Annotated in this window: 14 protein-coding genes; 5 read left to right on the top strand and 9 right to left on the bottom strand. The window is 66.4% G+C overall.

Annotation, left to right across the window (positions count from 1 at the left end; all coding sequences use genetic code 11):
- Positions 1-51 precede the first annotated feature (51 nt).
- The 3 genes from M2428_RS03685 to M2428_RS03675 all read right to left on the bottom strand — a co-directional run bounded on the left by M2428_RS03685 (position 52) and on the right by M2428_RS03675 (position 1,865).
- Positions 52-837 carry a CDP-alcohol phosphatidyltransferase family protein gene (locus M2428_RS03685; RefSeq protein ID WP_277523834.1) on the bottom strand — a complete coding sequence of 262 codons (786 nt, stop codon included), beginning with the start codon at positions 835-837 and terminating at the stop codon, positions 52-54.
- Between the two features lie 162 nt (positions 838-999).
- Entirely contained in the window at positions 1,000-1,458 is a 459-nt protein-coding gene (locus M2428_RS03680) for a hypothetical protein (RefSeq protein WP_277523832.1), read from the bottom strand.
- Positions 1,459-1,469: 11 nt separating this feature from the next.
- On the bottom strand, positions 1,470-1,865 hold the full coding sequence (locus M2428_RS03675) for a cupredoxin domain-containing protein (protein ID WP_277523830.1): 396 nt from the start codon (positions 1,863-1,865) through the stop codon (positions 1,470-1,472).
- Between the two features lie 163 nt (positions 1,866-2,028).
- On the opposite strand from M2428_RS03675, the gene M2428_RS03670 reads away from it, so the two are divergent.
- On the top strand, positions 2,029-2,994 hold the full coding sequence (locus M2428_RS03670; protein ID WP_277523829.1) for a cation diffusion facilitator family transporter: 966 nt from the start codon (positions 2,029-2,031) through the stop codon (positions 2,992-2,994).
- A 7-nt stretch (positions 2,995-3,001) separates the two neighbouring features.
- On the opposite strand, the gene M2428_RS03665 is transcribed toward M2428_RS03670, so the two are convergent.
- The 3 genes from M2428_RS03665 to M2428_RS03655 form a co-directional block, all read right to left on the bottom strand.
- Positions 3,002-3,301: an EAL domain-containing protein gene (locus M2428_RS03665; RefSeq protein ID WP_277523828.1), complete on the bottom strand. Its 300-nt coding sequence runs from the start codon at positions 3,299-3,301 to the stop codon at positions 3,002-3,004.
- Between the two features lie 191 nt (positions 3,302-3,492).
- Positions 3,493-4,020 carry a hypothetical protein gene (locus tag M2428_RS03660; protein WP_277523826.1) on the bottom strand — a complete coding sequence of 176 codons (528 nt, stop codon included), beginning with the start codon at positions 4,018-4,020 and terminating at the stop codon, positions 3,493-3,495.
- Between the two features lie 192 nt (positions 4,021-4,212).
- A complete protein-coding gene (locus tag M2428_RS03655) occupies positions 4,213-4,515 on the bottom strand; it encodes a DUF4193 domain-containing protein (RefSeq protein ID WP_028276793.1) in 303 nt (100 codons plus the stop codon).
- Positions 4,516-4,815: 300 nt separating this feature from the next.
- On the opposite strand from M2428_RS03655, the gene M2428_RS03650 reads away from it, so the two are divergent.
- Both M2428_RS03650 and M2428_RS03645 read left to right on the top strand, forming a co-directional pair.
- A complete protein-coding gene (locus M2428_RS03650; RefSeq protein WP_277523824.1) occupies positions 4,816-5,061 on the top strand; it encodes a hypothetical protein in 246 nt (81 codons plus the stop codon).
- 97 nt (positions 5,062-5,158) lie between these two features.
- Positions 5,159-5,869 (top strand): response regulator transcription factor, encoded by a 711-nt coding sequence (locus M2428_RS03645; protein ID WP_277523822.1) that lies wholly within the window; start codon positions 5,159-5,161, stop codon positions 5,867-5,869.
- Here M2428_RS03645 and M2428_RS03640 read toward each other — a convergent pair.
- Together M2428_RS03640 and M2428_RS03635 are read right to left on the bottom strand one after the other, a co-directional pair.
- A complete protein-coding gene (locus M2428_RS03640; RefSeq protein WP_277523820.1) occupies positions 5,817-7,301 on the bottom strand; it encodes an ATP-binding protein in 1,485 nt (494 codons plus the stop codon). The two genes, M2428_RS03645 and M2428_RS03640, sit on opposite strands and share 53 nt — an antisense overlap.
- 344 nt (positions 7,302-7,645) lie before the next feature.
- Positions 7,646-9,571: an amylosucrase gene (locus M2428_RS03635; RefSeq protein ID WP_277523818.1), complete on the bottom strand. Its 1,926-nt coding sequence runs from the start codon at positions 9,569-9,571 to the stop codon at positions 7,646-7,648.
- A 167-nt stretch (positions 9,572-9,738) separates the two neighbouring features.
- Here M2428_RS03635 and M2428_RS03630 point away from each other — a divergent pair, with 167 nt between their 5' ends.
- Complete coding sequence (locus M2428_RS03630) at positions 9,739-10,488, top strand: ABC transporter permease (protein WP_277523816.1); 750 nt, start codon at positions 9,739-9,741, stop codon at positions 10,486-10,488.
- Positions 10,489-10,512: 24 nt separating this feature from the next.
- Here the strand turns inward: M2428_RS03630 and M2428_RS03625 are convergent, their stop codons facing one another.
- On the bottom strand, positions 10,513-11,016 hold the full coding sequence (locus M2428_RS03625) for an HtaA domain-containing protein (protein WP_277523814.1): 504 nt from the start codon (positions 11,014-11,016) through the stop codon (positions 10,513-10,515).
- Positions 11,017-11,200: 184 nt separating this feature from the next.
- Between M2428_RS03625 and M2428_RS03620 the strand changes: the two genes are divergently transcribed.
- Entirely contained in the window at positions 11,201-12,181 is a 981-nt protein-coding gene (locus tag M2428_RS03620; protein WP_277523812.1) for a trypsin-like peptidase domain-containing protein, read from the top strand.
- Positions 12,182-12,437: the final 256 nt, after the last annotated feature.

The raw sequence follows: 12,437 nt of genomic DNA, 5'->3' as shown, positions 1-12,437 counted from the left end.
TGCCCGCCTGACTGAAGAGCTCCGCCTGAGACGGCAGAGGAGGCGGACCCGTCATGCACCCGCCGGGGTTTCGGCGCATGAGGCGGGGGAGCCGGCCACCGGGTCGGGGCCTGCCCGCCGGAGCCGCTCCAGCTTGACGACGTCCCGCCCGAATGAATAGGCCAACAGTGCAAGCGCAGTGCCCAGGACCATGGCTCCCAGCGACGGAGGGACGCCGGGCAACAGTGCGAACAACAGGGCCGCGGGCTGGGTGGCTCCGATGACCCTGCGGACGGTGCTGGACGGCAGCGGGTCGTTCAGGGACGGCCGGAACCAGACTGCTGCGAGGAACGCGTAATACATCAGGCCGATGCCCAGGGGCCACGGTCCGAACGTTCCCGCCGCCGCGCAGGACAGCACCAGAACAAGCGCGGCGTCCGTATCCGAATCCAGCCGTGCACCCTCGGCCGTGGCTGACCCCGTCAACCGGGCCACCCGTCCATCCACGGCATCGAGCAGGAACGCTGCGGTGCCCAGCAGAACCACCAGAGAGCTTCCCCCGGTTCCGGATCCGGCGATCAAGCCAACCACCGTCTCGGCGGCACAGCAGGCCACGATGGTGGCCCTGCCCAGGGTGACGCGGTCCGCGGGGGTGGAAAACCGGGGTTTCCGCCGCAGAACGGAGCCCGCGGCCCGAAGGATCACCGCGGCGCCCGCCGCCAGGGCCAGGAACCAGAGAACAGGATCGGTGAGGACCGCCGTGCCGATCGAGGCCCAGACCACCAGATAGGCGGCGACGGCGCTCCCCGCATCCACGACGGAACTCCCCGCATCCACGACGGCACGGCGGGCGCCCACTGATCCCAGGCTAGCTCGCCCTGCGGCATCGGGCGGCGTGTCTGTCGACAGGTCTGAAGGCGGGCCTGTAGCCGTCCCGCCATCTTGTTGCATGCCTTGTGATATCGACTTCAGCCTGAACCACCCCGCCCACATGCTAGCAAGTCCGCTGTTCCGGCCTGTTCACTGCGGAGACGGGGCACGGCTAGGGGGCCTCCGCCGCCCGGCCCGGGCGAAGCCTACGGCCGCCAGAATTGCCCCGGCGCCTTCGGCCACTGCGCTAAGGGACTTCTCGAAGAACCAGATGGGCTCGTACATGGCGGGAAATGGCCCGAGCGCGGGAATATCCACGTAGCGGTACGCCACCACTGCGACGAAGGCACTGAACGCAACGACGAATGCGACGGCGTAGGCGGCCCTGCTTCCGCGCAGCAGTACATACACCCCGGACAGCACAGCCGCGGCCGATTCCAGCAGGAACAGATTGCCTTGGCCGATCCCCGCGGGGTTCCCCGCCTGATAGCCCGGGGCCAGATGGATGTGGACCGCGGCGTCAATGAACAAGGCAACGGCCGTGAGGATGCGCAAGGCCATCCCGGTTCCGCGGACCCGCTGGGACCTTCCGGGGCTTTGGGGGCTCATTTGACGATCGCTCATTTGACGATCAACGTTCCGTGCATGTTCGGATGGAAGGTGCAATGGTACGGATAGGACCCCGGCGTCGTCGGCGCGGTGAAGGTGGCGGTGCCGCCGCCTTTGACCTCCGCATCAAAGGCTGCGCCTTCGTCAGCCGTGACTGTATGCGGAGCGGTGTCCATATTGGTTACTGTGACCGCCGCACCCGGCGTCACGGTCAACGGGTCGCCGTAGGCGAAGTCTTTGATGGTGATCGTGGCGGCGGCGGTGCCCGCAGTCGGGCCGCCGCCGTAGACGGAGCCCGGTGGGGGCGCCGACGTCGATGCCGGTGTTCCGCTTCCGCTGGCGCACCCGCCGGTCCCCAGCAGGATCAGGACCAACCATAGCGACGGCAGCTTCCGGCGAGCATTCATAGCGCACCACCCCCAGCAGCTTGCGAAAAAGAGCCGATGAACGTACTAGTCTCATTGTGCTCCTACCCGGCACGAATAGAACCAGATCACCTTGAAACGCTGGACGCGGGGGATAGCGTAGTCACTGGCATGCATTCCATAGCGGCGCGGGAGGGAGATTTGCGTGAAGAGTGAAAGCAAGAAGTCCTGGTCCGCATCGATCACCGTGCTCATTGCCTTTGCGGCGAACGTTCTGGTCGCGGTGGCCAAGACCGCGGCCGCGCTCATCACCGGCTCGGCGTCCATGACTGCCGAGGCTGCCCACTCCTGGGCCGACACCGGCAACCAGGTCTTCCTGCTCATCGCCGAACGGAAGGCCGCGAGGAAACGGGACAAGGCCCATCCCATGGGCTACGGGCGCGAGGCCTACGTGTGGTCCATGATCGCCGCCTTTGGGCTGTTTACAGCCGGGGCGGTGGTGTCGGTGATGCACGGCATCCAGCAACTGCTCACCCCGGAACCCGCGGCAGACTATGCGATCGCCTACGTGGTGCTGACGGTCGCGTTCGTCTTTGAGGGTGTGTCCTTCATCCAGGCGTTCAGGCAGACCCGGAAGGCGGCACGCGAGCTGGACCGGAAAACCCTCGAACAGGTCCTAAAGAGTTCCGATCCCACACTGCGCGCGGTCTTTGCCGAGGACGGGGCTGCGCTGATCGGCCTGCTCATCGCCTTCGCCGGGATCTTCCTGCACCAGGTCACGGGCTCATCCGTGCCGGACGCCGTGGGGTCTATTCTCGTGGGTATCCTGCTTGCAGCGGTCGCCGTCGTGCTGATCGATCGGAACCGCCGCTTCTTGGTGGGGCAGGCCGTGACCAGCGATATAGAGGGCTCCATGGCCCGCCGCCTCCTGGAGCACCCCGAGATAGAGCGCATCACCTACCTGCATCTCGAGTACGTCGGCCCGCGCAAGCTTTACGTCGTGGCGGCAGTGGACATCCTGGGGGACCTCCGCGAACACGACGTCGCCGTGGCCCTGCGCCGGGTTGAACGCGAGCTTGAGGACCACGAAACTGTCGAGGAGGCCGTCCTAACACTCGCCACCGCGGACGAGCCCTCGTTGGTCTTCCCGGCCGTTTCAGGACACCGCTGACTCAGCCTCAGACGCCGTTCGCCGGCGCGTCCATTCGGGCCGGTGGCTGCAGACGCGCCCCCGAGGCCAGCAGCGCCTCGAGAACGGGGGACGGGCTGGGACTGGCCAGGAGGAAGCCCTGCCCCATGTCGCAGCCGAGGGAGCGCAGCAGGTCCAGCTGCCCCGCGTCCTCGATGCCTTCGGCTATGACGGCCAGATTCAGTTTCCGGGCCACTTCCAGGATCTCCTCGAGCATCGCTGCGGCCGGGGCGTCCCCAGGCAACCCGGACAGGAAGGCTCGGTCGATCTTGAGAATGTCCGCAGGCAACACCCGCGAGCGTGCTGAGCGAAGAGAACCCGGTCCCAAAGTCGTCGATTGCGATCCGGACACCGAAGCTCTTGAGCCGGTTAAGGGCCGCGACCCCGCCGTCGGCGTTCGTGGCCAGGGCAGATTCGGTGACCTCGAGGATCACCTTGCCGGCCTGTGAAGCGGGGTGGGTCAGAATGCGCTCAAGAGCATCAAGGTTCCGGTCGACCGTGCGCGGACAGGCCCTCCTGCCACGCGGTCCTGGCCTCGAGAACTGTGGCCCGCATGCCATACTCCGCCGGCAGGATCCCGGAGGCGGCATCGAACTGGGCGGAGATGTCCTGTTGCTGCTGCAAAAAGGACGACTTCGCGACGGGCTCCGCGGACAAGAGCTGGAGCCCGGCTTGTTCGTGGGCATCAAGGCCGGTCCGCAGCTCGGCGACGGCCTCCGACTCGAGGCGGTGCTGTGCGGCGGCGTGCTGGATCCGATCCGTGACCACACGGACGCCGAAGAGAGTTAGGGCGGCCCCGGCGATCAGGGCCACGAGTACCAGCATGAAGGCCATGGACCATTCCCGCTGCAGGCTCCCTGGGCGTGCGGGCCTCCCGGTCCGCGTCCGCGGGCGGGTCGTTCCCTCATCCGGCACGGCCGCCCGGGCGTCAGAGCGTCCCGGTGCATTGGCGGCGTTCGACGGCGACGCAGCAGCAGGGTCCGCCAACCCGCTGTTGGAGTTACTCATAATTAGCCTCCGGCCACGTGCCGGCACTCGCCGCATCGTCCATCAGGAGCGTAGCCGAACCGGCCCCGGCGGGTCATGTCCGGCGGCCCCGCGACACTATTGTGAAGCATGTGACAGAAGTGTATTCGGCGGACGGCCGACACGGTAGCGCAGGGGCCGGGCCTTCACCTGCCGGGCTGGGTCTCCTGCAGGTTAACTGAGGCAGTCGGCGCAGTACGCGTGGCCGGCCTTCTCTTTAGCAAGCTGGGACCGGTGCCGCACGAGGAAACAGGAATAGCAGGTGAACTCATCCTCTTTTTGCGGAATGACCGTGACAGTCAGTTCCTCGCCGGAAAGGTCTGCTCCCGGAAGTTCCACGCCTTCTGAGGTATCGGCCTCGTCGAGTTCACGGACAACACTGCGGGCGTCAGGCGCATTCGCTGAACGGAGCGCCTCCAGGGAAGCGTTGCGTGATTCCGCAACGTCGGAGCGTACTTCGTCATAATCGGTTGCCACCTGGTGGTACTCATTTCAGTTGCTGGGCGTGGGATTCAGTGTGTCTTCGGAGATCCGGATCTCCGGATCTCCGGGATTGAACGGTACAGCATGACGCCGTGCAAATGCTGGGGACCGGGGGAGTTGCGGCAGTGACTCTCGTGACACCCGGAGACGGCCGGCCGCGGCACTTCCCATTCCGTTTCGTTCGCCACTGGTCACCGGGACGTCATGTGGCGTTAATTTGCGTGCCCTAGCCTGATTCTTTAGGGACCATCCACCTTGGGCACCATCCGCACCACCCGTCGGGAGGGATTCATCATGGCCGATATCGCTGCAGTACTGGGACGGCTCACGCAGGACGAACTCAATGAACTGCGGTCCCTTGGCCCCAGCGGGCACCTGACCCGCCGCCTCACCGACGCGATTGACCGCGCGGCCGGAGGACCAGGGGCTGGCCGCGGCTATTACGTTCCCAACGGGAGCGTCAGTTCCACCGGAGGACCCCACGTGATCCTGCGCAGCGATGTTTCGGGCTGGCTTTTCGGCCCTGCCCAGCCGGCCTAACCGGACGGCGGCGAGCACAGCCCTCGCACTGTACACGCCAGGTTCCTTCCAGCCCGGCCCGGGAAGGGCCATACTGGCTCAAAGGGAGGGGGCCGGAGTGCGGATTCTGATGGTCGAGGATGAGCATGCCCTGGCGGAAACAGTCCGCCGCGGACTGAAGAACGAGGGGTTCGTGGTCGACGTCGCCCACGACGGCGTGCGCGGACTCTCGGCGGCGCTGGAGAACGAATACGATGCCATCCTTCTGGACCTCATGCTGCCGCGGATGAACGGCTATGACGTCTTGAAGGAAATGCGGCAACGCAAAGTCTGGACCCCGGTTCTGATGCTCACGGCCAAGGATGGCGAATACGACCAGACGGATGCCTTCGACCTCGGCGCTGACGACTATCTCACTAAGCCATTCAGCTTCCTGGTGCTGGTGGCCCGGATCAGGGCGCTGATCCGGCGCGGAGCGCCAGCCCGGCCAGTCATCATGACGCTTGGCACCTTGTCGCTGGACCCCGTCAGCCACAGTGTGCACCGCGGCGATACCCTCATCAGCCTCACGGCCAGGGAGTATGGGCTCCTGCACTACCTGATGCGCCGGCACGACCAAATCGTCTCAAAGGCGGAGATCCTGCAAAACGTCTGGGATCCAGCCTTCGAGGGCGCGAACAACGTTGTGGAGGTCTATATCGGCTACCTTCGGCGCAAAATTGACGTCCCGTTTGGGCTCCACAGCCTGACCACCGTGCGTGGCATGGGCTATTTGCTCAGCGCCGACCCGATTCCTGGACCCCGTGCCGCCGGGACTCGCGAGGCGTGACGTCCGCCGGCTCCGCCGGTTCTGCCGGTTCCGAACGCGGAAAAGCGATCTCAAACCGGCAGTGACCCGCTGGTCCGTCCGTCGGACGGATGCTTCCGTGGTGGGCCGCCACAATTCCCGCCGCGATGGCCAGGCCCAGTCCGCTGCCGCCGCCTTCCCGGGAGCGGCTGCCGTCGAGCCGGACAAAGCGTTCGAAGATCCGCTCCCGATCCGCCTCAGGGATGGGGTCGCCGTCGTTGTCGACCGTGATGATGACCCGGTCCCCGACAGAGCGCAGGTCCACCGCGATCCGGGAAAGGGCGTGGCGGTCGGCGTTGTCCAGGACGTTCCGCAGGACCTGCGTCAGCCGGCGGGCGTCGCCGCGGATCCGAGCCGGAGCGAGCTCCACCGAGATCTCGTTCCGGCTCGTGGACCGCAGCCGGCGGATCTCCTGGTCCAACACGTCGTCAAGATCGACGTCCTTCTGCTCCACCCGCAGGCCGCCGTCATTGGCCTTGGCCAGCGTCAGCAGGTCCTCGACGAGGAAGCTCATTCTGGTCGTCTCCTCGGCGAGGACATCCTTCATCTGCAGCCACATCGCCCCGGTCGGGTCCGCAGCCGCAATCTCGATTCCGGCCCGCAGCGTGGCCAGCGGGCTGCGCAGCTCGTGGCTGGCGTCCGAGACGAACCTGCGCTGTTCAGTGTCCGAGGCCTGCAGCCGGTCCAGCATCGTGTTCATGGTTAGCGCCAAGGCTTGGAGTTCATCGTTGGTGGGCGGCACATCGACGCGCCCGTCCAGCCGCTCGGCGTTGATCCGGGCCACCTGGCCACGGATCCGTTCCATCTGGCGCAGGGATCGCCCCACGAGGAGCCACACAGACCCTGCCACGGTAAGCAGCAGCAGCGGCGTGGCTCCCAGCATGAACCACGCGACCGTGGAAATGGTGTCCGCTTGTATCTGTGACGCCTGGGCCACCACCACCGTATAGCTCAGTGTGCCCGTCCGCGCTCCCACGGTGACGATGTGATAGTCGTCGTTGTCGCCGATGCTCGGAAGGCTCGAGACGTCCTGCGTCATGGTTTGGCCCGGGCTGGGCCGCTGGGCTGACAGCGGCGCGTTGGCGATTTCGGCATCCGAAGCAGCCAGTACGTACCCTTCCGTATCCAACACTTGGACGAACTGGCCCGCATGCGCCGTATCAACGATGTACGCGCGGGCATCCGCGACGTCCATATCCTCCATTTCGGCGACCACGTCGAGGGCCTTCTGCCGGGCTGCGGCGTCGCTGGACCTCGCCAGGGATGCCTGCAGCAGGATAAGGAGGAGTACACCGCCGAGCAGCAACGCCACGGCAACGACGCCGACGGCGACCGCCGTCGATTGCTTCCGCACGCCCCAGCGAATCTCGCCCCTGCCGGGACGGCCGGATGTGGCTCGTGTGCCCAGTGCCATGTTCCAAGAATGCGTCAATGCGCGGATGAGGACAACCACCGTGGCTGCATTGCCGCCACCTGGCACCCGTCGCACACCCGGAGGCGCGCCGGAGCGGCCCCACCGGCGAACGGTCCACTCGGGGAGAGGCCGCTCTCAGTCTCTTCTCAGCGGTATGCGGGAGAGTGGGAACAGGCCGCCGAAGACCGGCCGCCGGAGGCCACGGAGCCGTCCGTACAGAGTTTCCGGCCGCACGCTCTCCTCAACCAGTGTGCGGCCGGACACTACACCCCCTTCGCAGCGGCGACTGCCGGCCACAACAGTTACTTCCGGCCCGTCATGCCCATGAGCCGAGGGCTCGCAGTTCATGGCCGAGGCGTCACCCGGAGCCAGATGAACTGCTGGGCGTGCAGGAGGAGTCCCACGTCGAGGCGCAGGTGGGCTCCGGTCAGGATGTCGACGGCGTCGGCCGCGAAACCGGAGAGCGTCACACCTTGCACCTCCTGTGGGCCGTCGCTGAAGTTGGCCAGCACGAGGACCAGGGTTCCCTCTCCCGGACGCTGGTACCCCAGGACGCCCGGGTTGTTCGTGGCGAACCCGACCAGCCGGGTGCCGGCCAGTTCCGGCGTCGCGGACCGCACGGAAATCATCCGGCGCAGCCCGGCGTACACCGCGCCGGCGGGGGTTTCCTGATCCGCGCGTTGGGCATAGTGCGACGCCGGATAGAGGGGCCGGTGCACCCAGCGGCTGTCACTTCCGTGACCTTCCTCGAGGGCGTACTGGTAGTCGTTGGACTGTCCCACTTCGTCACCGAGATATAGCAGCGGGATGCCCCCGGTGCTGAAGGCCACCGAATGGGCCAGCAGGATGCGGTTCACCGCCGCGGCTGTTCCACTTTCCAGCCCACACAACGACGCGGTGGTGCCGGAAATCCGGCAGTCGCCGGTGCGGGGGTTGTCCTGAAAGGGCACGCCGCGGGCGAAGCTTCCGGGGAAACGGTTGACGTAGAAGGAGTTGAGGAACCGCCGGTGCTCGAAGGCATTGATGCCAAGCTCGGCGGCGTCCTCATCCGCAAACGTCCAGCCGATGTCGTCGTGGCTGCGGACGTAGTTCACCCAGGACGTGCCGTCTGGGATATTGTGCCGCCGCTCCAGGGCCTGGGTGAGCAGCGAAACGTCGCGGGTGGCCAACGCCTCCCAGATCAGGGCCATCTGCAGGGGATAGTAGGAGAGCTGGCACTCGGCGGGGTCGATGTACCGGGCCACCTCATCGGGGTGGACGATCGCCTCGGATTTGAACAGCAGCGACGGCGCGGCCAGCCGGCACACGGCATTGAAGGCCTGCAGCAGCGTGTGGGCTTCGGGCAGGTTTTCACAGGGCGTGCCCAGCTGCTTCCAGATGAAGGCGACGGCGTCCATCCGAAGTATGTGCACGCCCTGGTTGGCCAGGAACAGCATCTCGCCGGCCATGGCCCGGAAGACGTCCGGGTTGGAGTAGTTCAGGTCCCATTGGTATGTGTGGAAGGTGGTCCAGACCCACCGTCCGTCCGGCATTTCAATGAAGGAACCGGGGTGGTCGTCCGGAAAGATTTCGCGCACGGTTTGTTCGAACGCGTTCGGCATTGACCGGTCCGGAAAGATCCAGTAGTAGTCGCTGTACGCAGGGTCGCCCGCGGCCGCTTTCCGGGCCCATTCGTGTTCGTCGGAGGTGTGGTTGAAGATGAAATCGACGACGAGGCTGATGCCGTTCGCCCGCAGCTCGGCGGCAAGCTCACGCAGCTGCTCCATGGTGCCCAGCTGCGGGTTGACATCGCGGTAACTGGAGACAGCATAGCCGCCGTCGGAGTGCGGTTCGGGGGCCAGAAACAAGGGCATCAGGTGCAGATAGGTGAGGCCCAGTTCCTTGAAATAGGGGATCCGGGCGTGGACCCCCGCCAGGTCCTCGGCGTACCGGTCGACATAGCAGACGCCGCCGAGCATGGTGTTGGCCTGGAACCAGCCGCTGTTGTGTTCCCGTTCGGCGTCGAGGCTCTTGAGCTCCGCCGGCCTCTCGGCCCACGAGCGGGCCGACTGCATCACGAGGTCCGTGAGCTGATCCAGCCAATCGTGCCGTGCGCCGTAGAGATCGTGGAACAAACGGAACAAGGCCGGGAAATGGCGGTCGAAGCGCTCTTCGAACACGGCCCGGTCCGGCCCGTCCCACCCGATGCCCGTGCCCGACGCCAGGGCCCGGAGCACATGCCGGCGGGCCTCGCTATCTACCCCGTCAGTCACAAGGGCGGGTTCAACCATGGAGCGTCTCCTTCGACGAACTTCGGTCCTCGACGGCGCGACGACAGTTCACATCCTTGCAGACGGACGGATGGCTGCCCAGCATGGCCGATGTGTTTCATTGAGGAAAGGCAGCCGACGGCGGATGCTGTCAATGTTGTTGGTGAGAAGGTCTATAGGCTGGCGTGATGACCGGTTCCGTTGATCTCCTGCCCACGTTGCTGGGCGTCGGGCTCCTGATGCTGGTCACCCTGGTCCTGCTGGCGGTTTTCCGGATCCCGCACCGAACCGCGCCGGCGCTGGCCATCCTTCGCGGGGCTGCGCAACTGGCCGTCATTAGCTTGGTATTGGGCAGTGTCATCACCAGTCCGGTCTGGGTCGGCGCCGCACTTCTCGTGATGTTCTCGGTGGCAGCGGTGACGGCCGCACGACGGCTGGGGTGGACTTGGGGCCGCCTGGCCGCCGTGGGTGGCTCCATGGCGCCGGGCATCGTGGTGACCCTGGCGATCGTCTTCGGCACGGGCGCAATCGCGTTCACGCCCCGGTACGCGCTGGCCATTGGAGGGATCGTGATCGGCAACGCGATGACCATCGCCACACTGGCCGGCCGGCACTTTGCCGAGTCGGTGAATGAACATTGGGATGAAGTGGAAGCGTGGCTTGCTCTAGGTGCGACGCGGCGCCAATCGACGTTGGAGCTGGCCCGGCGCGCCGTCTATTCAGCCCTCATCCCCTCGACCGACCAGACTAAGACGACGGGCCTGGTCACCCTTCCTGGCGCGTTCGTGGGTGCGATCTTCGGCGGCCTTTCACCCTTGGAAGCGGGCCGCTTCCAGATCGTCGTGCTCGCCTCGATCATGGCGGCAGGTTCCATAACCGCCGTCGTCCTGATCGGGATCATCGCGCCGGTTAGGGTGCGTCCGGCCCGCCCACGCTAGGATCCGCACCGGGGCCCGTCCTGTCTAGGCCGGCACCCGGATGACGAGGGGGTCCATCGCCTGGCCGTCGGCGTACTGGCCGTCGAACAATTCCGAACCGGCCTGGGATACGGCCACCTCGACGCGCTCCCAGACGAGAAACCCTTCCATGTTGCGGGGCGCGGCAGTACGCAGGGTGCCGACGTCCGAGCGGTCCTTCCCTCCGCCGTCGCCCGTGCTGATGGACAGCACTCCGTGCCCGGCCGTGAGTTCGACCCATGGATCCAGCAGCCGGACGAACATCATTCCGTGGTGGCCGGCAACACGGACGTCGCCGCGGAACCGCAGCACGCCGGTGCCGCTGGCGGGATCGTATTCGGAGCCGGCTGGTGCGAAACAGAACTCGCCAGACGCGGTCACCGTGGCGCCGTCGGCCGCGGAAACCGCACCGTCCGGGAGTCCCGAAATGTAATCCATGAAGCTGCGCTTGATGCCCCAGGTCAGGCCCGGCAGGGGCAGCGGAGCGGGGGAAGCGGACGCTGGTGTCACGTAGGTTCTCCTGGGCTGTCGGGCGGATCTACGTCCGAGCCTAGTCGGGGATACGCGCGGGGCTGAACTGTTGCACCGTTGCCGCTTCATCCGGCGTATTTCACTGACGGCGTAGGCGCTCCAGGACTACTGCCGGGGCGGCGGTGGTTGACTTGGATGACTACCGGTAAGCAGGAGGTGCACAGTGGCCGCGTCCATCAGCAGGGTCTCCGGTTCCGATGTGTCCGAAGACCCGCTGGATTCCTATTCCGCAACGGTCATCCGCGTGGCCGAGGCTGTCACACAGCATGTCGCAGCGCTGGAAATGACCGGCAACGGGCGCAACGGCAGGCTCCGGGTCGGCGCGGGTTCGGCCGTGCTGTTCACCTCCGACGGATATCTGCTCACCAACGCCCACGTGGTGGGCGGCGCCCAGTCCGGCCACGCGGTCTTCGCCGACGGCACCGCCACCGCTGTTGACGTGGTGGGCGCCGATCCGCTGTCCGATCTTGCCGTGGTCCATGGCAGGGCCCCCACGGCTGCACCGGCGGAAATGGGCGACGCCGAATCCCTCCGTGTCGGTCAGCTGGTCATCGCCGTGGGCAATCCGCTCGGGCTCGCCGGCTCTGTCACCGCCGGGGTGGTAAGCGGGCTGGGCCGTTCCATCCCCGTTTGGTCCGGACGGAGCCGGCGCGTGATCGAGGACGTCATCCAGACCGACGCGGCCCTCAACCCCGGCAGTTCCGGCGGCGCGCTGGCGGACGCCCGCGGGCGGATCGTCGGCATCAACACCGCCGTGGCCGGAGTGGGGCTCGGCCTGGCTGTTCCCATCAACGCCACGTCCCGGCGCATCATCGCTTCGCTGCTCAAGGACGGCCGTGTCCGCCGGGCCTACCTGGGCCTGGTGAACACTCCGATCCAGCTGCAGCCAAGCGCCGTCGTCCGGACGGGGCGCAGGGAGGGCCTGCTCGTGGTCGAAGTCCTCCCCGGTTCCCCCGCCGAACGCGCCGGGCTGCGGGCCGGGGACATCCTCCTGAAGGTCGGGCCGATGTACGTGTCCAACGCCGAGAGCCTGCAGAAACTGCTGTTCGCCGAAGCGATCGGGGAGCCCCTGGAACTTGCGGTGCTCCGTGACGGCTCGGACCTGCGGCTGGTGGCGGTGCCCGCGGAGATGACCGACAACTAGTAGGGAAATCCAGCCCAGACAGCGCGATTCCACCCGCTGAAATTATCCCGCCGGGGCCGAATTCCTGCCCTGCTGAACTACTTGGATCCAAATTGCGGCGGCCTGCGGAATTACTCGTTTGGCGCCGCAAATACCTGCCCGCCGATCCACGTCCTTACTCAACGGTACTGACCCCTGTACGCGTCTTTCTTTGGGCGAAAGATCGGGTACCGGCACGCCTTGTTGCGCCCAGCGGGGCGTGTCACGGTGTCATTGG

Origin of the sequence: Arthrobacter sp. ES3-54 (assembly GCF_029504395.1) — a bacterium.
GTDB lineage: Bacteria > Actinomycetota > Actinomycetes > Actinomycetales > Micrococcaceae > Arthrobacter.
The sequence above is the reverse complement of the archived record's forward strand: the minus strand, read 5'-3'. Positions and strand labels throughout refer to the sequence as shown.

Coding starts and splice junctions, on each gene's coding strand:
- M2428_RS03680 (WP_277523832.1), bottom strand. CDS start 1,458: ATGAGCCCCCAAAGCCCCGGAAGGTCCCAGCGGGTCCGCGGAACCGGG.
- M2428_RS03675 (WP_277523830.1), bottom strand. CDS start 1,865: ATGAATGCTCGCCGGAAGCTGCCGTCGCTATGGTTGGTCCTGATCCTG.
- M2428_RS03660 (WP_277523826.1), bottom strand. CDS start 4,020: ATGAGTAACTCCAACAGCGGGTTGGCGGACCCTGCTGCTGCGTCGCCG.
- M2428_RS03650 (WP_277523824.1), top strand. CDS start 4,816: ATGGCCGATATCGCTGCAGTACTGGGACGGCTCACGCAGGACGAACTC.
- M2428_RS03640 (WP_277523820.1), bottom strand. CDS start 7,301: ATGGCACTGGGCACACGAGCCACATCCGGCCGTCCCGGCAGGGGCGAG.
- M2428_RS03635 (WP_277523818.1), bottom strand. CDS start 9,571: ATGGTTGAACCCGCCCTTGTGACTGACGGGGTAGATAGCGAGGCCCGC.
- M2428_RS03630 (WP_277523816.1), top strand. CDS start 9,739: ATGACCGGTTCCGTTGATCTCCTGCCCACGTTGCTGGGCGTCGGGCTC.